This window comes from Streptomyces sp. NPDC007025 (genome assembly GCF_042869455.1).
In the GTDB taxonomy this organism is placed as follows: Bacteria; Actinomycetota; Actinomycetes; order Streptomycetales; family Streptomycetaceae; genus Streptomyces.
The window spans coordinates 308,299-329,293 of sequence record NZ_JBIAFT010000004.1 but is presented as its reverse complement, the minus strand read 5'-3'; the positions used below and the strand labels follow the sequence as shown (position 1 = coordinate 329,293).

The window sequence follows — 20,995 nt, the reverse complement described above, 5'->3', positions numbered from 1 at the left end:
CAGCGACGGAGGCAGCTCGGTGCCGGAAGCCAGGACCCCCGCGGACATCGAGGCGGACATCATCCGCAGGCGGCAGGAACTCGCCGTCGCGCTGGACGAGATCGCCGTGCGCGTTCACCCGAAGACCATCGTCGGCGACGCCAAGGCGCGGGCCGCCGCCGCGGTGGACCGCACGGCGGGGCGTGCGTACGTGGTCGCCAACCGCGCGGTGTCCGACGTGCGGGCCCAGTTCGTCAGCGAGGACGGTGCCCCGCGGCTGGAGCGTGTCCTGCCGGCCGCGGTGCTGACCGCCGTCCTGGTCGGCGGCGCCCTCACCCTCTCCTCCCGGCGCAGGCCCGGCGGGCGGCGGGCTCGCCGCCACCGCAAGTGAGGCGCTGAGATACGGTCTCCCGGTGAGCCCAAAGACCTCCTCCCCCGCGCACGACGACAAGCTGCCGATCCGGATGCTGCACGACCGCGTGCTCGTGCGGACCGACACCGGCGAGGGTGAGCGCCGCTCCTCCGGCGGCATCGTGATCCCCGCGACCGCGGCCGTGGGACGCAAGCTGGACTGGGCCGAGGTGGTCGCCGTCGGCCAGCATGTGCGCACGGTGGAGCCCGGGGACCGGGTGCTCTACGACCCGGAGGACCGTGCCGAGGTCGAGGTGCGGGGAGTCGCCTACGTCCTGATGCGCGAACGCGATCTGCACGCCGTGGCCGCCGAACGCCTCCAGGACACCGACGACTCCACCGGTCTGTACCTCTAGGACCGCCCGAACCGCCCGCCGGGCCTGCCGGCCCCCCGGACCTGCCGGCGACCCGGTTCCGTGGCCCGGCCCCGCCCGGTCAGTGGCCCGAGGTGGCCTTGAGGCCGACCACGGCCACCAGCAGCAGCGCGATGAAGAAGACCCGCGCCGCGGTCATCGGCTCGCCCAGCACCAGCATGCCGACGACGGCGGCGCCCGCTGCGCCGATGCCGACCCAGACGCCGTAGGCGGTACCGATCGGCAGGGTCTTCACGGCGAGGGCCAGCAGCACCATGCTGGTGGCGAACCCGGCGGCCGTCAGCACGCTGGGCCACAGCCGGGTGAAGCCCTCGGTGAAAGTGAGGCCGATCGCCCAGGCCACCTCGACGAGACCGGCGACGACGAGCAGGATCCAGGCCATGACGGCACCTCCGTGAGTTCGACTGCGGGGGTGCGTCGTCGTTCCGGGCCCGGTACGGCGCGTCTCGTCGGGACCGGCCCGCGAACGGGGCCGGTCCCAGGACCGTAGCAAACCGGGCGCCCGGGGGTGGTGGCCCGGCTCACCCGCCGGTGGCCCGCGGGGGCGTCCGTGCACCGCGGGCAGTGGATCACCGGGCAGGTCACCGGGGCAGGTCACCCTGGAATGTCGCCGGGAACGGCCCGGGGGCCGGTGGGCGGCACGACGCCCACCGGCCCCCGGAGGAGTGCCGCCTCAGAGCCCGCCGGGGTCCCCGGAGGCGGCGTCGCCCCCGGGGCCGCCGTTCCCGTTCCCGCCGACGACGCCGTCCCCGCCGCCGGGGTCGCCGCTGCCGCCGCTGTCGGCGCCGCCCGTGGCCGGAGGGCTCTGGGGCGGGCTGGACGGCGGCCTGGAGGGCGGGGTCGTCGGCGTCGACGGCCGGTCGCTCGGCTCCTCGGGCTTCGAGGGCTCGTCGCTCGGCCGGTCCGACGGCGCTTGGCTCGACGGATCCGTGCTGAACGGCGGTTGGCTGGGCGACACGTTCCCCTTGCCGGCCGTGTCCAGGTCGAAGTCCTTGGCCGGGCGGCCCTCCAGCGCCTTCTTGGTGTAGGCGGCCCAGATCTGGGTCGGGAAGCCGCCGCCGTTGACGCGGGGCCGGCCGCCCGTTCCGTAGAGCGGTTCCTGGACGGCCGTCTTCGGGTTCTGCCCCATCACCGCCACGACGGTGGACAGGTCCGGGGTGTAGCCCGCGAACCAGGCCGCCTTGTCCTCCTCGGCGGTGCCGGTCTTGCCCGCGGCCGGGCGTCCCGCGGCCTGGGCCGCGGTACCGGTGCCGCCCTGGACGACGCTGCGCAGCGTGGCGGTCGTGGAGTCGGCGGCCTCCCGGGGGACGGCGTGCACGGGGTCGGGGTCGGGCAGGCTGATCACCTCACCGCCGCGGGTGGCCTTCTCCACCATGCTGTAGTGGCCGTGCTTGCCGTGGTTGGCCAGCGTGGCGTACGCCTCCGCCATGTCGAGCACCGAGGCCGTGGTGACGCCGAGCGCGATGGAGCCGTTCTCGGTCAGGTTGGGCGCGTCCTCGGGGATGCCCAGGTCGATCGCGGTCTCCTTGACGTTCTTGGGGCCGACGTCGATACCCATCTGGGCGAAGACGCTGTTGACCGACTTGTCCATCGCGGTCGAGACGGGGATCTTCCCGTAGGAGTGCTGGTCCTCGTTGGCGGGCGCGTACCCCGTACCGCGTCCGTCGCTCACCACCTCGCGCTTGTTGGTGCCGTCGTAGACGGTGTCGGCCCGGATGAGCCGGCCGTCCTGGGTGGTGGACCGGTTCTGGACGGCAGAGGTGAACAGGAACGGCTTGAACGTGGACCCGACCTGGTAGTCCCGGCGGGTCGCGTTGTTCGTGTACTGCTTGGTGTAGCCGATGCCGCCGTACATCGCCACGACCTTGCCGGTCTTCGGGTCGACCGAGGCGCCCCCCGCGCGGACGTAGCTGTCGACCTTGCGGTTCTTCCGGTCCAGCTTCGCCATCAGCTCGTCGTCGACCGCGTCCCGCATGGCCTTCTGCTTCTTCGGCTGGAACGTGGTGGTGATCCGGAAGCCGCCGGCCGCCAGCCGCCGCTCGTCGATGATCTCGTTGCCGATCAGGTAGTTCTTGACCGCGTCCACGAGGTAGCCGCGCTCGCCGGACAGGTTCCGGGGCGGCTTGACCTTGTGCGGCTCGGGGAACTTCATGCCCGTGCGGTCGCTCTTGCTCAGCCAGCCCTCCTTGACCATGCCGTCCAGCACGTAGTTCCAGCGGGCGACGGCGCGGTCCTTGCTCTCCGGGTGGGCGCGGGTGTCGTAGGCGTTGGGCGAGTTGACCAGCGCGGCCAGGTAGGCGCCCTCGCCTGCGGTCAGCTCGCCGACGTCCTTGCCGTAGTAGGCGTGCGCGGCCGACTGGATACCGTAGGCGTTCCGGCCGAAGTAGCTGGTGTTGAGGTAGCCCTGCAGGATGTCGTTCTTGCTGACCTCGTTGTCCAGCTTCAGCGCGATGAAGAACTCCTTGGCCTTGCGGGTGACCGTCTGGTCCTGGCTGAGGTAGTAGTTCTTCACGTACTGCTGGGTGATCGTCGAGCCGGACTGCCGCTCGCCGCCGGTCACCATGTTCCAGCCCGCGCGGGCCATCGCCTGCGGGTCGACGGCGGACTCGTGGTAGAAGTCGCGGTCCTCGGCGGCCAGCACCGCGTGCTGGGTCGTCTTCGGCACCTTGCCGAGGGTGACGTTCTCCCGGTTGATGTCGCCGTCCCGGGCGATCTGGCTGCCGTCCGCGTACAGGTAGACGTTGGTCTGGGCCGCGGCGGCCTCGTTCGGGGCCGGAATGCTCACCAGCAGGTATCCGGCCACGAGCGCGCCGGACACCGCCAGGACGACCAGCAGGAAGGCGCCCAGCACCATCCGCCAGGTGGGCAGCAGCCTGCGCCAGCCGGTACGTCGGCGCTGCTGCTTCTTCTTGGCCTTCTTGGCCTTCTTGGCGGCTTTGCCCTGCTCCGCCTCGGGGGTGTTCGCCATGAGACTGCCGCTCTCCTCGGATGCGGGACCGTCCCCGGCCGGGCCCTGCCCCAGGGGAACGGCGGCAGTCGCGGCCGGGTCGGCCGGGGACGGCGGTGCGGGCTTCTCGGGCGGGTCGGACGCCCCCGCCGGAGCGGACCGTCCGTCCGGTTCCGGCTCCCGGGGCGACGCGGATGTCTCGGGGGTCGCGGGCTGCCCGGAGCGGGCGGACTGCTCGGCCGCGGATATGGAGCGCTCCGGCGCCCCGGCCGGCTCCTCGTCCGCGGCGCCCGGCTTCCCCTTCGCGGCGCCCGGCTGCGCACTCTGCGCGCCCGGCTGCTCGTCCCGCGCGTCCGGCTCCGGCGCGGCGGCCTTCGGGGCGGTGCCCTCCGCGGGCTGCCCCGGGCGCGCGTCGGCCGCCGTGCGCTCCGGCGGGGTCCCCGCACCCCCCTCGGCAGCCGCGGCGCTCTCGGCCTCGGCCGGGTCCGGCTGCTGCCGGGGGGGCTGCGCTGGCGGGCCGTCCGACTCCGGCTCCCGGCCGTCGGCGTCGCGGTTCGGCTCGTCACTCATGTCTGCAGGGACTCCTCGTCCAATGGCGGGCGATGCTCGTACGCCCCGTAGAACACTTTCGCACCCGCCGTACCGGAGAACGGCCGCGGGGCCGTAGCCCGGCCCGGTGGATATTCGATGGTCGTCCACCCGGCCCGTGGACTAGGCTCGCTGGCTTCGTCCACGCGCGGTGTTTCGCACGGCAGTGCTATGGAAGAGACGGTGGAGGGGCCAGAAAGGATGCATCTGCTCCGTCTCCATTTCGCCGTGGCCCTGAGCGGCTTCCGTCGCTATGCCACCTACCGCGTCGCCACGGCGGCCGGAGTCTTCACCAACACCGTCTTCGGCTTCATTCTCGCCCATACGTTCCTGGCCCTGTGGCACGAGCGCCCCCACCTGGGCGGATACGACCAGAGCCAGGCGCTGACCTTCGTCTGGACCGGGCAGGCACTGCTGGCCGCCGCGGCGCTGATGGGCGGCGGCTTCCAGGACGAATTCCAGGAGCGGATCAGGAACGGCGACGTCGCCATCGACCTCTACCGGCCGGTCGACCTGCAGACCTGGTGGCTCGCCGCCGACCTGGGGCGGGCCCTCTTCCAACTGCTCGGCCGCGGCGTGCTGCCGCTGGCGCTCGGCTCCCTCGTCTTCGACCTGGCGCTGCCCGCCTCCCCGGGTACATGGCTGTGCTTCCTGGCCGCGGTGCTGCTGGCGATCGTGGTCAGCTTCGCGGTCCGCTACCTGTTCGCGCTGTGCGGGTTCTGGCTGCTGGACGCGACGGGCCTCGGCGCGCTGTCCGGGCTGCTGAGCGTCTTCTTCTCCGGGATGCTGCTGCCGCTGTCCGTCTTCCCGGGCGGTTTCGGCGACGCGGTGCGGCTGCTGCCGTGGGCCGCGATGCTCCAGGTGCCCGCCGACGTGCTGCTGGGCACCCACCCCGGCGGCGCGGCGGCCGGGCTCGCCTTCCAGGCCGGGTGGGCAGCGGTGCTGCTGGCCGCGGGACGCCTCCTGCAAGCCGTCGCGACCCGCAAGGTGGTGGTCCAGGGTGGCTGAGACCGACCGGCGGCCGCTCGTCGCCGGAACCGGCGGCGGCGCGCTCGGCGCCGCGCTGGGCCGCGCGGCCTGGGCGGTGCGGGCCTACTGCTTCATCGCCGCGATGTGGGTGCGCTCGACGATGGCGTACCGCACCTCGTTCGTGATCATGCTGGCGGCCAACTTCGCGACGACCGCTCTCGACTTCGCCGCCATCATGCTCATGTTCGGCCAGGTGGACGCGCTGGGCGGCTTCACGCTGCCCGAGGTCGCCTTCCTCTACGGCACCTCCGCCGTCGCCTTCGGCCTGTCGGACCTGCTGCTGGGGTCGGCGGAGCGGGTGGGCCGCCGGGTACGCGACGGCACCATGGACGTCCTGCTGACCCGCCCGGTGCCCGTCCTCAGCCAGCTCGCCGCCGACCGGTTCGCGCTGCGCCGGCTGGGCCGGATCGTCCAGGGCTCCCTGGTGCTGGGCTGGGCGGTCTCCCGGCTGGAGCTGGAGTGGACCGCGGGCCGGGTCGCGCTGCTGATCTCCATGCTGCTGTGCGGCACCGTCATCTTCGGCTGCGTGTTCGTCGTCGGCGGCGCCTTCCAGTTCTGGGCGCAGGACGCCTCCGAGGTGCAGAACGCCTTCACCTACGGCGGTACGACGCTGCTCCAGTACCCGCCCACCGTCTTCGGCAAAGAACTGGTGCGCGGCGTGACCTTCGTGGTGCCGCTGGCCTTCGTCAACTGGCTGCCGGCGCTGCGGGTGCTGGGCCGGGACGATCCCCTGGGCCTGCCGGACGGGCTCGACCTGGCCGCCCCCGCCGTCGCGCTGCTGTGCTGCGCCGTGGCGGGCGCGGCGTGGCGGGCGGGGCTGCGCTCCTACCGCAGCACGGGAAGCTGACCGGGATCGGAGCCGCAGAGCCCCGGAGCCCTGGGGTCCTGAAGAGATGAGGAGGGACGCGAGAGCAGTGAGCGATGTGGACGCCGCGGGTGACGCGGACAGTACGGGTGACAGGGGCGCCGCGGGTGACGCGGACGCCGGATTCATCGACGTACGGGAGCTGACCAAGACCTTCACGGTGCGCCGTCGCAGTGGCCTGCTGCGCCGCACGGCCACCTCGGTGCGGGCCGTGGACGGCATCTCCTTCGCACTCCGCCGCGGTGAGATGGTCGGCTTCATCGGACCCAACGGCGCCGGCAAGTCGACCACCATCAAGATGCTCACCGGCATCCTGACCCCCTCCACCGGCAGGCTGCGGGTCGCCGGGGTGGACCCGTGGCAGGAGCGCACCCGGCTGGTGCGGCGCATCGGTGTCGTCTTCGGGCAGCGCACCACGCTCTGGTGGGACCTGCCGCTGCGCGACTCCTACGCGCTGGTCCGCCGGATGTACCGGATCCCGCGCGCCCGCTTCGAGGAGAACCTGGCGCGCTGCGTGGAACTCCTGGAACTGGGCGACCTGCTGGACGTGCCGGTCCGGCAGCTCTCGCTGGGGCAGCGGATGCGCGGCGACATCACCGCGGCCCTGCTGCACGATCCCGACGTGCTCTACCTGGACGAGCCCACGATCGGCCTGGACGTCGTCAGCAAGGCCCGGGTGCGCGGCTTTCTGACCGCGCTCAACGCGGAGCTGGGGACCACCGTGCTGCTGACCACGCACGACCTGAGCGACATCGAGCACCTGTGCGAACGGGTGGTGGTCATCGACCAGGGCCGGCTGCTGTACGACGGCTCGCTCGGCGGCCTCCAGGAAGCCGGCCGCGGCGAGCGCACCCTGGTCGTCGACCTGGAGTACGAGCTGCCGCCGATAGCGGGGTTGGAGGGGGCCCGCACCGTCCGCACCGAGGGCCCGCGCCAGTGGCTGGCCTTTCCCGCCGCGGCCAGCGCCGCTCCGCTGGTCGCCAGGCTCGCGGCGGAGTACCCGCTGGTGGACCTCTCCCTCCGCGAACCGGCCATCGAGGACGTGATCGCGCGGATGTACGCGGGCTGACCCGGCCGTCCCGGGGAGCCGCCCGTCTGTTCTCACAGAGTCGCGGGCCGTGACCCCTTCAGGCTCTGCAGGTCCATCGCCTGGGCCATGGCCTGGTACCCGTTGTCGCTCGGGTGCAGATGGTCGCCCGAGTCGTACGCCGCGCGCAGCCGCTCGGGGTGGGCCGGGTCGCGCAGGGCCGCGTCGAAGTCGACCACGGCGTCGAACACCTTCCCCTTCCGGATCTCGGCGTTGACGCCCTGCCGCACGGCCTCCATGCGCGGGTTGTAGCCGCGGTGCCCGCCGAAGGGGGTGAGCGTGGCGCCGACGACCCGCAGCCCGCGGGTGTGCGCCTGCCGCACCAGATCCCGCAGCCCGTTCACGATCCGCTGCGGATCGCGCTGCCGCGGCGGCTTGATGATGTCGTTGAGCCCCATCTCGACGACGACCACCTTCAGCCCGGTGCGGGAGAGCACGTCGCGGCTCATCCGGGTCAGCCCGCTCGGTCCGTTGTTGGGCGAGTACTTGCTGCCGTCGACCAGCACCCGGTTCCCGCTGATACCCGCGTTCAGGACGCTCAGCCGGGGCGCGTCGCGCTCCGTGCGCAGCCGCTCGGCCAGGAAGTCGGTCCAGCGCCGGTTGGCGCCGGGGCTGGAGGTGATGCCGTCGGTGATCGAGTCGCCCAGCACCGCGACGGCGCCCTGCGTCTCGGAGCTCCACACGTCCACCCCGGTGAGGTAACGCCAGTACGGACTCTGCTGGTTGAAGGCGGTGCCCGAGGTGTCCTCGGCCCGGTCGCCCGTGGCCACATAGCTGGTCTGCCGTGCGTAGGGGTGGTATGTGACCGGCCCGGAGGGCGTGGGGGAGTAGGTGGTGACCAGCAGGTCCGCCGCATGCGGCACGTTCAGCCGCACCGCGTCGCTGGTGACCTCGCCGCCGGCCGGGATGGTGACCGAGGTCCTGTTGCCGAACCGGAGCCGGCGCATGCTGCCCGCCGCTGCCGTGGGGTTGCTGGGGGCCGCGGCCAGCGCGACGCTCGCGTGCGTGATGGTCAGCGGCCGGTTGCCGAACAGGTTGGAGAGCCGCACCCGGGCTCCCGTGCCGCCCACCGAGGTGTGCACGACGTTGCGGATCGACATGTGCGCGAAGCCGTCCCGGCTGCGCGGTTCGGCCGCGGCGGGCGCCGCCGACCAGGTGCCGACCCAGTTCCCGGAGGAGGCGGGTGCGGCCGAGTTGCGTGCCCGCGGCGACTCCTCGCCCCGCCCGTTGTCACGGTTGCCCGCCCCGATGAATATCGCGGTCGAGACGAGGACCACGAGCGCCGCCAGTCCGGCGAGCAGGGCATAGCCCATGTTCCTGGTCACGCGCGCTCGTTCTCCTCGGGCTGCACGGAGCCCGCGGCTCCGGTCGGTCTGCGGTGCCATGATCCCACGATCGGGGTGCGGCGCCCTGTCGGGGGCCGTACGCCGGACGGGCCCTCGACGGGCCGGCCCCCGGCACCACCTTGCTGGTTCCTGATGTTCTGCACTGCCGCCCACACAGACGCGGCAGAGCCTCGCTCCGTTCCACGCGCGGCCGGTGGAGGGAGAATGTCCTTCCCCGCGCCGGGCGGTGATCCGATGCGCGGACGGTAGCGAGGGTTCCCCGGTGTTCCGCCGGTATGCGGGGCGTGGCCAGGGACGATCCAGGGGGAGGGCGGAGCGGATGGACCGGGCGACCGAGGGCGGGCACCCCGATCATGAGGAGGCTCACGTGAGAGCGATCACACGCGGCCGGCCCGCCGGGCGCCGCGCCTCGGGAACCGGAGAGCCGGCGCTGGACCACTCGGGTGGCGCCGCGGGTGCGGGCGCTGCGGGACCGCGGGGGCCGGGCGGGGCCGGGGGGCTCACCCCGGCCGACGAGGAGCGCCGCCGCGGGGTGCGGCGGATGAAGGCCATCGCCACCGGGGCGCTGCTGCTGATGGCCGCGGTCTTCGCGGCGGCCACCTGGGCGGAGCACGCCGGAGCCGGACCCTGGAGCGGCTATGTCGCGGCGGCCGCCGAGGCCGGGATGGTGGGTGCGCTCGCCGACTGGTTCGCGGTCACGGCGCTCTTCCGGCATCCGATGGGGCTGCCCATCCCGCACACCGCGATCATTCCGACCAAGAAGGACCAACTCGGGCGCAGCCTCGGCGACTTCGTGGGGGAGAACTTTCTCTCCGCCGACGTGGTGCGCGAGCGGCTGCACGCGGTCGGGATCAGCGGCCGGTTCGGTGCCTGGCTGGCCCGCCCCGAGCATGCCGACCGGGTGACGGCCGAGCTGGCCACCGCGCTGCGCGGGGCGCTCACCGTGCTACGGGATGCGGACGTCCAGGCCGTCGTCAGCGAGGCGATCACCCGCCGCGCCACCGCCAAGGAGGTGGCGCCGGGGCTCGGCGCGATGCTGGAGCGGATCGTCGCGGACGGCGGCCACCGCCGTGTGGTCGACCTGGTGTGCACCCGGGCCGCCGAGTGGCTGCACGAGCACGGCGACTCCGTGATGGGCGCGGTCGCGGGAGGTGCGCCGGGCTGGACGCCGAAGTTCGTGGACCGGCGGGTCGGGGAGCGGGTCTACCGCGAACTGCTGCGCTTCGTCACGGAGATGCGGGACATGCCCGACCACCCCGCGCGGGGCGCCGTCGACCGCTTCCTGCGGGACTTCGCCACCGACCTGCAGGCCGACCCGGACACCCGCGCCCGGGTGGAGCGGCTGAAGAACGAGACGCTGGCCCGTGCCGAGGTGCAGGACCTGATCGCCTCGGTGTGGGGTGCCGTGCGGGCGATGCTGGTGGCCGCCGCCGAGGACGAGCGCAGCGAGCTGCGGGTCCGGGCCCGGGCGGCGCTGCTGTCGCTGGGCGGCCGGCTGGCGGCCGACGGCCGGCTGCGGTCGAAGGTGGACGGATGGATCGAGGGCGCCGCCGCGCATCTGGTGACCACCTACCGGGGCGAGATCACCTCGCTGATCTCGGAGACGGTCGCGAGCTGGGACGCCGAGCACACCTCGCGGAAGATCGAGGCCCATATCGGCCGGGATCTGCAGTTCATCCGGATCAACGGCACGGTGGTCGGCTCGCTGGCCGGGCTGGCCATCCACACGGTGGCCAGGCTGGCGGGGGCGTAGGCCCGCCCGCTCTCCGGGGCGCGTCGTCCGTGCGGCGCGGAACGCGGTCCGCCTGGACATCGCAATGACGAAAATACCGGATTCAGCGCCGCGAAACGCCAGGCTACTTCCGTATTACGGATGCTACGGTCCAGTACGTGAACTCTCTCTTGTGGTTCTGAACGCCCTCCTGGACGATCTGCTGATTCGCCTGGGAGGGAGAGCGACGTGAAACTGCTCCGCGTCGGACCTGCGGGAGCCGAGCGCCCCGCGCTGCTGGACGAGGACGGAACCCTGCACGACCTTTCGGGGGTCGTCCCCGACATCGACCCCGAACTGCTCGCGGGCCCCGCCGCGCTCGACCGGGTGCGCGCGGCGGCCGCCGCCGGGGAGCTGCCCGGAGCGGCGGCGGGCACCGGGCCCGGGGGGCCGCGCATCGGGCCGCCACTGGCCCGCATCGGCAAGATCGTGTGCATCGGGCTGAACTTCCACGACCACGCGCGGGAGACCGGCGCCCCGGTGCCCGAGGAACCCATCGTCTTCATGAAGGCCCCCGACACGGTCGTCGGCCCGCACGACCCGGTGCTGATCCCGCGCGGCAGCCGGAAGACCGACTGGGAGGTCGAACTGGCCGTCGTCGTCGGCCGCACCGCCCGCTATCTGGAATCCGACCAGGAGGCGCTGGCCTGCGTCGCCGGGTACGCGGTCGGCAACGACGTGTCCGAACGCGCCTTCCAGCTCGAACGCGGCGGGCAGTGGGACAAGGGCAAGAACTGCGAGACCTTCAACCCACTGGGCCCCTGGCTGGTCACGGCCGACGAGGTACCCGACCCGCAGGCGCTGGCCATGCGGCTGTGGGTGAACGGCACACTGCGCCAGGACGGCAGCACCGCCGACCAGATCTTCCCGGTCGCCGAAGTGCTGCGGCACCTCAGCCACTTCATGACCCTGCACCCCGGCGACATCGTCTCGACCGGCACTCCGGCGGGCGTCGCGATGGGGATGCCGGAGCCCAAGCCCTACCTGCGCGACGGCGACGTCGTCGAACTGGAGATCGCGGGCCTGGGCCGGCAGCGCCAGGTCATGACATCGGCCTAGCCGCGCCGCGCCCGGGGCGCCCCCGCCGAGCACGGGGCCGCTCCGGGCGCCCGGAGCGTGCGACCGCCCGGACCGACTGGCCGGGACCGTCCGGATCGCCCAGCCCGCGGCCGAGTTGCGACCCGAACTCGACCTCATGCAGGGCCAGTTGCGTGCGACCATACCCACGTCCGGAACGCAGGGCACGGGGGACGGGGACGGGGGCGGGACAGTGACAGAGCCGTTCGGGATGGGTGTGTTCGCGCTCAGTGGTGAGCTGCGCCAACTCGGGCCCTACCGACTGCTGGGCCAGTTGGCCACCGGCGGTATGGGGGTGATCTACCTCGGCCGGCACCCCGACACGGGCCGGATCGTCGCCGTCAAGACACTGCTGGCCCCGGGCGGGGTGAGCGAGGAGGCCCGCAAGCGCTTCGGCCGCGAGACCAGGCTCGCCCGCCGCGTCCGGAGCACCTACACCGCCCGGGTACTCGACTCCGACGTCGAGGCCGAGCGGCCCTGGATGGCCATGGAGTACGTACCGGCGCCCTCGCTCGAGGCACTCGTGGTGCAGAAGGGGCCCCTCGGGGACGAGGAGGCGGTGCGCCGGATCGCCCCCGGCATCCTGCGGGCGCTCGCGGAGCTGCACGGCAAGGGCATCGTGCACCGGGACGTGAAGCCGCTCAACATCCTGCTGACCGCGAGGGGGCCGAGGGTCATCGACTTCGGCATCTCGCACGCCGGCGACCTCACCAGCACCCGGCTCACTCTCGGCACCATCGCCTTCGCCGCGCCGGAACAGGCCGAGGGGCAGTCCAGCACGTTCGCCTCCGACATCTACGCGCTCGGCGTCACCCTCTACTACGTGGCCTGCGGCCGGTTGCCGTACCCGGAGACCCAGGAACCGCTGCAGCAGCTCAACCACGTACGGCGGGCGGCCATCGACCTGGACGGCCTGCCCGCGGGCCTCGCCGGGGTGGTCGGCGACTGCCTCGCGGTGCGGCCCGAGGACCGGCCGACCGCCGAGCAGCTCATCCGGCGCTTCGCCCGGCGAGGCTCCCGCGCCCTGCCGAGCGGCTGGACCTCGCTGATCGACCAGTACGCCGAGGAAGGCAGCCGTCTCCAGCGAGCCGCCGACCAGGCGGAGGCGGAGACCGTCACCCGCAGTTGGACCTCGGACGTGCCGGGGCACACCAGGCGCGCGACCCGGGACGGGCGGTCCGGGGGCAGGCGGCAGGCAGCGGGCGCGCGGGCGAACGAGTCGGGGAACAGCCGGCGGCCCACTCCCGGGCGCAGCCAGAGCCCGGGCACCGCCCCGAGGAGGGACCCGGGCCCGGGTGGGTCGACGCCGGGCCGCACCCTGGGGGGCGTCGCCGTCGCCATCGGCGCCGTGGTCCTCGCGGCAGTGCTGTTGTCCGAAAAGGACGAGCCGTCCGATGCGGACCAGCTCTCCGACGCGAGGCCCACCACTTCCGCGAGTCGGCTGCTGACCGACCGCGACTCGACGCCGGGCCGCCTCACCTCGGGGACAACCGGCGGCACGGACCCGGCAGACGCCGGGCCGACCCGTACGCCGACCTACACCAGGCCGACCGACGACGACCCGCCGGAGACCGACGCCGCGTCCCGTCCGACGTACGACGCTCCGGCTCCCGCACCCGAACCGACCTCCGCGCCGCCCCGGAACTACTACGGGGCCATCGCAGTGGGGCAGGACGGCAGCAACGGCAGGTCCTGGGACCACAGTTCGCGCAGCGCCGCCGAGCGGGGCGCGATGTCCCACTGTTCCGGCCCCGGCTGCAAGGTCCTCGTCTCCTTCGCCAACGGCTGCGGTGCCGTCGCCTACAACCCGAACAACCACCGTTACTGGGGCGGCCACGGCCGGACGCGGGCCGCGGCCGAGCTGGCGGCCCGGGGACGCGCGGGCGGCGGCCGCACGATCGCCTGGGCGTGCACCCGGCGCTGACGAACCGGGCGGCACAGCCGCTCCGCACGCCGGCGACGGCCCGCCCGGCCCGCGGGTCGCGTCCTAGCCGCCCCGCGCGAAGGACCGCGCGGTCTCCAGCACCTGGAGGGCCGCGGCCGCCTCGTGGGCGGTCACCGGCGGCGGCGTGCCCTCGCGCAGCGCACCGGCGACCGCGTCGTAGAAGGCCGGGTAGTCACCGTCCAGCGTCGGCACGGTGCGCAGGGCGCCGGGCGGGTCCTGCGCACCCAGCGTGCCCCAGGCGTCCTCCGGCTCCACCCCCCACGGCGCCCCCTCGACCGGGCGCGCGCCCCCGCGCAGCGCGCTCTCCTGCGGGTCGAGTCCGTACTTCACATACGCGGCGCGGCTGCCCAGCACCCGGAAGCGCGGCCCGAGCTGGGCCGCCGTGGCGCTCATCCACAGGTGGGAGCGGACGCCGCTCTCGTGGGTGATGGCGATGAAGGTGTCGTCGTCCGCCGCGGCGCCCGCCCGCCGCACGTCCGACTCCGCGTAGACGGAGGCGGCCGGGCCGAAGAGGGTCAGCGCCTGGTCGACGACGTGGCTGCCCAGGTCGTAGAGCAGCCCGCCCACCTCCTCCGGGTCGCCCGACTCGCGCCAGCCGCCCTTCAGCCGGGGCCGCCAGCGCTCGAACCGCGACTCGAAGCGGAACACCTCGCCCAGCGCGTCCTCGGCCAGCAGCGAGCGCAGGGTGAGGAAGTCGTTGTCCCAGCGCCGGTTCTGGAACGGCGCCAGCAGCAGCCCCCGGGACTCGGCCGTCGCCGCCAGCTCGCGGGCCTCGGCACCGGTGGGCGCCAGCGGCTTGTCCACCACGGCCGGCAGTCCCGCGTCCAGGGCGCGGTGCGTCAGCGGCACATGGGTGCGGTTCGGGGTGGCGACCACCACCAGATCGAGCCGGTCCGCGTCCGCGAACAGTTCGTCCGCCGAGGCGACCGTCCGCACCTCGTCGCCCGGAGCGCCCGCCTCCCGGGCGCGCTTGCGGCGCTCCGGGTCGGAGGTGACGACGGTGTCCAGCACGAGCCCCGGCGTGGTGGCGATCAGCGGGGCGTGAAAGACCGATCCGGCCAGCCCGAAGCCGAGCAGTCCGACGCGGAGCGGGGTGGCGGTGGTGTCCATGCGGTTCATGCCCCCACCCTCGCAAAGCCCGCGGCCCGGAGCACGCACCCGGCCGCCCGCTTCGGCCGGCCGCGGGCGCTTCCCGGCGCTCTCCGGCACCGGAGCGCCTGCGCCCCGGCTGACCTGCACCGGCCGCTGCCGTTACGCTGAGCGCGGCGGCCGGTTCCGTGCTCCGGCGTACCCGGGCACGCTCCTCCGCCGGCCGGACCACCACGACCTGGCAGGAGTCCATCCGTGGCAGAGCGCAAGCCCATCGAGTCCTGGCTCACCGACATGGACGGTGTGCTGATGCACGAGGGGATCCCCGTCCCCGGCGCCGACTCGTTCATCAAGCGGCTCAGGGAGTCGGGGCGGCCGTTCCTGGTGCTCACCAACAACTCGATGTACACACCCCGGGATCTGCACGCCCGGCTGGCCCGCATCGGGCTGACCGTGCCGACGGAGAACATCTGGACCTCCGCGCTGGCCACCGCGCAGTTCCTGGACGACCAGCGCCCCGGAGGCACCGCCTACGTCATAGGGGAGGCCGGGCTGACGACGGCCCTGCACGACATCGGCTACGTCCTCTCCGACGCCGACCCGGACTACGTCGTGCTCGGCGAGACCCGCACCTACAGCTTCGAGGCGCTGACCCGGGCCATCCGGCTGATCAACGACGGCGCCCGCTTCATCGCCACCAACCCGGACGAGACCGGCCCCTCCGCCGAGGGCGCGCTGCCCGCCACCGGGTCGGTCGCCGCCCTGATCACCAAGGCCACCGGCCAGCACCCGTACTTCGTCGGCAAGCCCAATCCGCTGATGATGCGCGCCGGTCTCAACGCGATCGGCGCCCACTCCGAGACCAGCGCCATGATCGGCGACCGGATGGACACCGACGTCCGGGCCGGGATGGAGGCGGGGCTGGAGACCTTCCTGGTGCTGACCGGGCTGACCCGGCCCGACGAGGTGGAGCGGTACCCCTACCGCCCCTCCAGCGTCGTCGACTCCATCGCGGATCTCGTCGACCGGGTCTGACCCGCTCCCGGTCCTCCGGCTGCCCCGCGCACCGCCGCCGCGGGGCAGCGGCTCCCGCTCGGGCGGACGGGTCCGCCCGGGTGCCGGAATTCGGCCGTACGCGGCGTCTTCTGTGACACGATGGCCCGACGCTGCGGCCGGTCCGCGGCCCGCACCGCTGCGGTTCGCGGCGGTCCGGCGACCCGGCCGACGCCCGCAGTACAGCCGAGGGGGAGTGGATGTACGGCAGCGCCCGGAGTCCCGCGCGCGCCCGGGGGGCCGCGGGGAGCACGCTGGCGGGAGCCCTGCTGCTGGCCGGCTGTTCCGCCCCGGACGCCCCGGACGGCGCGGGGTCCGAGTCGGATTCCGTGGTGCGGCAGCGCCCCAGGTCCGTCGTCCCCTACTGGGTCGACCCCGGGGGGAACGCCGCGCGGCAGGCCCGTACCGACGCCGGGGACGGCGCATCCGTGCGGGCCAGCGAGCTGCGGAAGATCGCCGCCCAGCCGGTGGCCGACTGGCTCGGCCCCGCCGACCCGCGCGGTCACGCGGCGCGCGTCACCGAGGCCGCCACCGCCGCGGACCGGGAGGCGCTGCTGGTCCTCTACAACGTGCCGCACCGCGACTGCGGGCAGTACAGCAAGGGCGGGGCCGAGAGCGCCGCGGCGTACCGCGCGTGGCTGGAGAAGGTCGCCAAGGGCATCGGGAGCCGGGCCGCCACGGTGATCGTGGAACCGGACGCTCTCGCGCACACCGTCTCGGGCGCGTGCGCCGCGCCGAAGCTGCGCGCGGAGCGCTACCGGCTGCTGGCCGACGCCGTCGCCCGGCTCAAGCGGCTGCCCCGCACGACGGTCTATCTGGACGCCGGCAATCCGGACTGGGTCCGCGACCCCGGCGCGCTGGCCGAGCCGCTCGACCGCGCCGGGATCGAGCAGGCCGACGGTTTCGCGCTGAACGTCTCCAACTTCCAGACCACCGCCTCCAACATCGCCCACGGCAAGCGGCTGTCGGCGAAGGTCGGGGGCAAGCACTTCGTCGTCGACACCAGCCGGAACGGCAACGGGCCGCTGCGCGGCGGCGAGGAGAGCTGGTGCAACCCGCCCGGACGGGCCCTGGGCGAGGCGCCCACCACCAGGACGGGGCACGACCTGGTGGACGCCTATCTGTGGATCAAGCGCCCGGGGGAGTCGGACGGCGAGTGCCGCGGCGGCCCGAAGGCCGGGACCTGGTGGCCGGAGTACGCCCTGGAACTGGCCCGCAACACCGACGAGCAGGACGGGGACCGGTCGTAGCCGGCCGGCCGGCGCGGCTCCGCGCTCCCGGGGGTGCCTCGCGGGTGCGGAGCCGGCCCGACGGCAGGCGGCCTACTCCGGGTCGCCCGTGGTCACCGTGGTGTGCGCGGCGTCCGGGTCGATGCCCACCTTCACCCACTGGGCCTTGGAGGGCACGCCGTCCGCGTCCACCCCGAAGACCATCCACCAGCCGGGAGTGACCAGCGACGGGTCGTCCGGGATGGTCGTGGTCACCGTTCCGTCCCGGGATGTGTTCATCTTCAGGGCCACCGACGACTGCTCCACGTTCGTCACGTGGGTGAACGAACCGGGCCGCACCATCCGCAGCCGCTCGAAGGAGGCCGCGTCCTCGCTGCGGAAGGAGACGCGGTCGCCCGGCGCGAGGTTCTCGGCGGCGTCCGCGTCGGCCGTGCGCAACTGCGGCTGCTCCTTGCCCTGATGGAGATAGGGCGGGGTGTAGATCTCGATGCGCTGGTCGAACTCGCCCGGCTTGGTGTTGGCCTTGTCCGCGTACAGCGAGTCCGAGCCGAAGGTCATCACCCGGCCGTCCGGCAGCAGCAGCCCGCCGGAGTGGTAGTTGCGGCCGACCAGCGGGGCGGCGGCCTCCTCGAACTCGTTGCTCTTCGGATCGTAGATCGCGGCCTTCAGCACGTTGCTGTCGCTCTTGCCCCGGTAGCGGCCCGATCCGTTGGTGGTCAGCACGGTGTCGTCCGGCAGGATCACGCTGCTGGGGTAGCGGACCTTGTCGTAGAGGTCGGGCCCGTCGCGGAACCGTGGGGTGTCGGACGAGAGGTCCACGATCCGCGTCTTGTCCGTCGTCCTGTCCGACTCGCCGACGCCGCCCCCGCCCTCGACGATGAACTTCCGCGACTGGGTGGGAGGCAGCGGCACGGACATCGCCGTCTCCAGCACGTCCGGGTCGCTCATGCCGGGGATCTCGGTGAACTTGTTGGTCTCCAGGTTCCAGATGCCGGGCGTGCGGCCCTTGTCGGCCGGGCCGTACCCGGCGGTGGTGCCGCTGAAGAAGACCCGGTTCTGGCCGACCAGGTGCAGCCCCGGGTAGGTGGGGAAGAACCGCGTCCTGGGCAGGTAGTGCCACTTCTTCGTCTTCGGGTCGAAGATCTCGTTCTTGCCGGGGACGACCTGGCCGATGTCGTCCAGCCCGGAGACGGTCAGCACCCTGCCGTCCTGGAGGGTGAGCTGGGTGGGGTACCAGCGGGCCTCGTTCATCGGGTCGACCGTGATGTAGCGCTCGGCCACCGGGTCGAACTCGTAGGCGTCCTTGATGCCCTGGAAGTCCTTCTTGTCGAAGGACATCTTCTGGGCCACCCCGTAGACGTTCCGCTTCCAGGCCCCCTCCAGGCCGTGCACCCGGTACTGGTCCTCGGTGCCCGTCTGGTACTTCCGGCCCTTCTTCGCCGCCTCGGCGTACACCCGGGTGACGCTGTGGACGGTCTCGACCTCGCCGGTCTCCGGGTCCTTCCGCTTCTTGGCCCGCGGCAGGAGCACGGTGTGCTGGGCGACGAAGGTCTTGCCGCTCTTCCGCCCGGTGAAGCGGGTGCCCTTCTTGATCGTCTTCCCGCTGTCGGGGTTCTCGTTGTAGAGGAACATCAGCCCCCCGGCCTTCTCCACATCGCCCTCCAGCGTCTCGTACCGCTGGGTGCCGCCCGCGACCAGCAGCTTGCCGTCGGGCAGCTGGTTGTGCCCCGAGCAGAACAGGTCGTTGGGGGTGGGGATGTTCTTGAAGGTGTTGCGCACCGGGTCCCACAGGACCGTGCGGAAGCTCTTGGCCTTGAAGTTCTTCGCGTCGTTGCCCGAGCCCGCCACCAGCAGCACCTTGCCGGTGTGCAGCAGAGCCGCGTGGATCGTGTTGATCCGGAACTTCTCGGGGATGTCGACGATCTGCCAGTGGCCCTTCGCGGCCTTGTACTCGGGCTGGTTGATCTCGTAGTCGTGGTACTTGGCCGAGGCGAAGCTGTACAGCGCCGGGCCGTTGAACCCGGCGACGAGCAGCACGACCGCCGTGCCGATGGCTATGCGCCGGGCCCGCCGCTTCCCGGCGCTCGCGGCGCGGCGGCGGCTCCGTCGGTTCGTCATCCTTCCTGTCCCCCAAACGCGGTGTGGTGCGGATGCTGGTCGTGGACGGGCGTGGGCCAGGGCGCGGACGCGGATGAGGCCGGAGCAGCCGCCGCCGTCCGGGTTCCGGAGGCGTGCCGGCGGGCCCTGCGCGCCCTGCGGCGCTTCTCGCTGCGGACGGTCGACCGCCAGCCCACGATCGGTGCCGCCGTGATCAGCAGCGCGAGCGCGGCCCAGGTGAGCATCGCCGGATGGTCGTGCCCCAGGAAGAGGGAACCGACGAAGGAGCCGCCGAAGACGGCGATGAAGAACAGGTGCACCCGGAACGTGCCGAACAGCGTGTCGGGACTGGCCGAGTCGCCCTTCGGCGTGACCACGAACTTGCTCTTGCGGCGCAGCACCGTGTCGAAGAGGGAGCGTGCGTAGATCGGCGCGGACAGCGCGGACATCAGCATCCCGGCCAGTCCGCCGGAGCCCTCCGGCTCGTGCGGGGAGACGTTGTGCCGCCGGTTCCAGATGTAGAGCCCGATCTGCAGCGCGGTGGCGTTGCCGTACAGCGCCATCCAGATGGCCGGGTCGATCTGCACGCCGGAAGCGCCCAGGCCCAGGAAGAGCGCGCAGGAGAGCGCGGCCAGGATCCAGTTCAGCGCGGAGGCCGGGTAGAAGAGCATCAGCAGCGTGTAGTTGAACATCTTGCCCGGCGGCATGCTGCCCAGGCCGCGCCAGTACTGCTTGAGGATCGTCTCGTAGGTGCCGCGGGACCAGCGGAGCTGCTGGGTGAAGAAGTCCGTCCAGGCGTTGGGGCCCTCGCCGACGGCGAGCACGTCGGGGGTGTAGACCGAGCGCCAGGTGTTGCCGGTGGCCGGGTTGCGGTGGCGGTGCATCTCGAAGCCGGTGGCCATGTCCTCGGTGATGGAGTCGTACAGCCCCCCGATGGCCTTCAGCGCGGAGATGCGGACGGCGTTGCTGGTTCCGACGAACATCGGCGCCCGGTAGCGGTTCCCGGCGCGCTGGATGAGGGCGTGGAAGAGGAACTGCTGGCTCTCGGCGGCCTTGGTGACGAAGTTGTCGTAGTTGCCGTAGACCTGCGGGCCGATGACGAAGCCGACGTCCGGGTCGCGGAAGTAGCCCAGCATCCGCTCCAGGTAGTTGGGCAGCGGAACGTGGTCGGTGTCGACCCCGGCGAAGAAGTCGTAGTCGTCGCCGTGCGCGTCGAGCCAGGCGTTGTAGTTGCCGTGCTTGGTCCTGGCGCGGAAGGCGCCCTTGCCGGTGTTCCACCGCGCGGTGCCCTTGCGGGAGAAGTGGTGCACCCCCAGCCGCCGGCAGACCTCCTTGACCTCGGGATCGTCGCCCTCGTCGAGCAGCCACACGTGCATGGTGCCGCGGTGCCGCACCCGGATGGCCGCCTCCAGGGTCCTGGTGACCATCCCGATCGGCTCCTTGCCGGGCACGAACGAGGTGAGGAAGGCGACGCGGGTACCGGCCTCGGGCACCACGGGTATCGGGTCCCGGGCCACCAGTGTGGCGTGCGCGTTGGAGAGGACGTTGAGGGTGCGGAACAGTTCGATCAGCCCGATCGAGACGAGCATCACCACATCGAGCTTGAGAACGAGGTCGGAGACCTCACCCGGGTCGCGGCGGGTCCAGTGGTCCGGCTGCAGCAGCCAGACCAGCAGCGCCGCCGACAGCAGCGGTGCCAGGCACAGCAGGAACCCGGCGCGGAACCGGTGCGGTTCGTCGGCCAGCAGGCTGCGGTACCGCACCCGGTGGGGCCCCGCCGGGTCGGGTTGCCGCAGCGGGCCCGCCAGTCGGCTGTAGTGCTCGTAGTCGTAGCGGGGAGCGGCACGCTCCCAGGGGTGCGCGGAGGGCCGGCGCGCGCGGGTCCGGGACGGTGCGGGCGCGTGCTGCGCCGCGGGGGCCATGGCCCGGGCGGCCGGCCGGGGTATGCGCAGTTGCGCCGTGCGCGTCGGATCCTGGTCGTCGTGCTCCGGCGGCTGCGGATGCCGGGCGCCCTCGGGTGGCGTGGTCATGTGTCGTTCCCCCGCACGCCCCGGCAGAGGCGTGCTCTCGTGCCGATGCCGCGCCCTGGCCCCCGCCCCGCGGCGCGC

Annotated in this window: 16 protein-coding genes and 1 riboswitch; of the genes, 10 read left to right on the top strand and 6 right to left on the bottom strand. The window is 72.9% G+C overall.

Features of this window, described 5'->3' with window-relative positions:
- Positions 1 to 19 precede the first annotated feature (19 nt).
- Positions 20 to 370 (top strand): DUF3618 domain-containing protein, encoded by a 351-nt coding sequence (locus ACFYMO_RS10215; protein WP_366769727.1) that lies wholly within the window; start codon positions 20 to 22, stop codon positions 368 to 370.
- Between the two features lie 73 nt (positions 371 to 443).
- On the top strand, positions 444 to 746 hold the full coding sequence (locus tag ACFYMO_RS10210; protein WP_051271644.1) for a co-chaperone GroES: 303 nt from the start codon (positions 444 to 446) through the stop codon (positions 744 to 746).
- Between the two features lie 79 nt (positions 747 to 825).
- On the opposite strand, the gene ACFYMO_RS10205 is transcribed toward ACFYMO_RS10210, so the two are convergent.
- The gene (locus ACFYMO_RS10205) at positions 826 to 1,146 is read right to left on the bottom strand and encodes a multidrug efflux SMR transporter (RefSeq protein WP_366769728.1); all 321 of its coding nucleotides are present in this window, start codon (positions 1,144 to 1,146) and stop codon (positions 826 to 828) included.
- Between the two features lie 29 nt (positions 1,147 to 1,175).
- Positions 1,176 to 1,243, bottom strand: a riboswitch (guanidine-III (ykkC-III) riboswitch).
- 194 nt (positions 1,244 to 1,437) lie between these two features.
- On the bottom strand, positions 1,438 to 4,281 hold the full coding sequence (locus ACFYMO_RS10200; RefSeq protein WP_366769729.1) for a transglycosylase domain-containing protein: 2,844 nt from the start codon (positions 4,279 to 4,281) through the stop codon (positions 1,438 to 1,440).
- Between the two features lie 219 nt (positions 4,282 to 4,500).
- Here ACFYMO_RS10200 and ACFYMO_RS10195 point away from each other — a divergent pair, with 219 nt between their 5' ends.
- Genes ACFYMO_RS10195 through ACFYMO_RS10185 form a run of 3 tightly spaced genes read left to right on the top strand, consistent with a single transcriptional unit; the run spans position 4,501 to position 7,262 of the window.
- A complete protein-coding gene (locus ACFYMO_RS10195) occupies positions 4,501 to 5,307 on the top strand; it encodes an ABC-2 family transporter protein (protein WP_366769730.1) in 807 nt (268 codons plus the stop codon).
- Positions 5,300 to 6,175: an ABC transporter permease gene (locus ACFYMO_RS10190; RefSeq protein ID WP_388545510.1), complete on the top strand. Its 876-nt coding sequence runs from the start codon at positions 5,300 to 5,302 to the stop codon at positions 6,173 to 6,175. Before ACFYMO_RS10195 ends, ACFYMO_RS10190 begins: the two co-directional genes overlap by 8 nt.
- 46 nt (positions 6,176 to 6,221) lie before the next feature.
- Positions 6,222 to 7,262, top strand: coding sequence for an ATP-binding cassette domain-containing protein (locus ACFYMO_RS10185; protein ID WP_388545507.1), 1,041 nt, complete (start codon positions 6,222 to 6,224; stop codon positions 7,260 to 7,262).
- Positions 7,263 to 7,294: 32 nt separating this feature from the next.
- On the opposite strand, the gene ACFYMO_RS10180 is transcribed toward ACFYMO_RS10185, so the two are convergent.
- Entirely contained in the window at positions 7,295 to 8,593 is a 1,299-nt protein-coding gene (locus tag ACFYMO_RS10180; RefSeq protein WP_366769892.1) for an SGNH/GDSL hydrolase family protein, read from the bottom strand.
- Between the two features lie 352 nt (positions 8,594 to 8,945).
- Between ACFYMO_RS10180 and ACFYMO_RS10175 the strand changes: the two genes are divergently transcribed.
- From ACFYMO_RS10175 to ACFYMO_RS10165, 3 genes are all read left to right on the top strand, one after another.
- Positions 8,946 to 10,379 (top strand): DUF445 domain-containing protein, encoded by a 1,434-nt coding sequence (locus tag ACFYMO_RS10175; RefSeq protein ID WP_366769732.1) that lies wholly within the window; start codon positions 8,946 to 8,948, stop codon positions 10,377 to 10,379.
- 207 nt (positions 10,380 to 10,586) lie between these two features.
- Positions 10,587 to 11,456, top strand: a complete 870-nt coding sequence (locus tag ACFYMO_RS10170) for a fumarylacetoacetate hydrolase family protein (protein ID WP_366769733.1) — start codon at positions 10,587 to 10,589, stop codon at positions 11,454 to 11,456.
- 211 nt (positions 11,457 to 11,667) lie between these two features.
- A complete protein-coding gene (locus tag ACFYMO_RS10165; protein WP_366769734.1) occupies positions 11,668 to 13,398 on the top strand; it encodes a protein kinase in 1,731 nt (576 codons plus the stop codon).
- Positions 13,399 to 13,461: 63 nt separating this feature from the next.
- On the opposite strand, the gene ACFYMO_RS10160 is transcribed toward ACFYMO_RS10165, so the two are convergent.
- Entirely contained in the window at positions 13,462 to 14,538 is a 1,077-nt protein-coding gene (locus ACFYMO_RS10160) for a Gfo/Idh/MocA family oxidoreductase (RefSeq protein WP_366769735.1), read from the bottom strand.
- A 225-nt stretch (positions 14,539 to 14,763) separates the two neighbouring features.
- On the opposite strand from ACFYMO_RS10160, the gene ACFYMO_RS10155 reads away from it, so the two are divergent.
- The gene (locus ACFYMO_RS10155) at positions 14,764 to 15,543 is read left to right on the top strand and encodes an HAD-IIA family hydrolase (RefSeq protein WP_019357046.1); all 780 of its coding nucleotides are present in this window, start codon (positions 14,764 to 14,766) and stop codon (positions 15,541 to 15,543) included.
- Positions 15,544 to 15,761: 218 nt separating this feature from the next.
- The gene (locus ACFYMO_RS10150) at positions 15,762 to 16,811 is read left to right on the top strand and encodes a glycoside hydrolase family 6 protein (RefSeq protein ID WP_388545501.1); all 1,050 of its coding nucleotides are present in this window, start codon (positions 15,762 to 15,764) and stop codon (positions 16,809 to 16,811) included.
- A gap of 72 nt (positions 16,812 to 16,883) precedes the next feature.
- Here the strand turns inward: ACFYMO_RS10150 and ACFYMO_RS10145 are convergent, their stop codons facing one another.
- Both ACFYMO_RS10145 and ACFYMO_RS10140 read right to left on the bottom strand, forming a co-directional pair.
- Complete coding sequence (locus tag ACFYMO_RS10145; protein ID WP_366769737.1) at positions 16,884 to 18,908, bottom strand: kelch motif-containing protein; 2,025 nt, start codon at positions 18,906 to 18,908, stop codon at positions 16,884 to 16,886.
- Positions 18,905 to 20,917: a cellulose synthase catalytic subunit gene (locus tag ACFYMO_RS10140; protein ID WP_366769738.1), complete on the bottom strand. Its 2,013-nt coding sequence runs from the start codon at positions 20,915 to 20,917 to the stop codon at positions 18,905 to 18,907. Before ACFYMO_RS10140 ends, ACFYMO_RS10145 begins: the two co-directional genes overlap by 4 nt.
- Between the last annotated feature and the right edge of the window lie 78 nt (positions 20,918 to 20,995).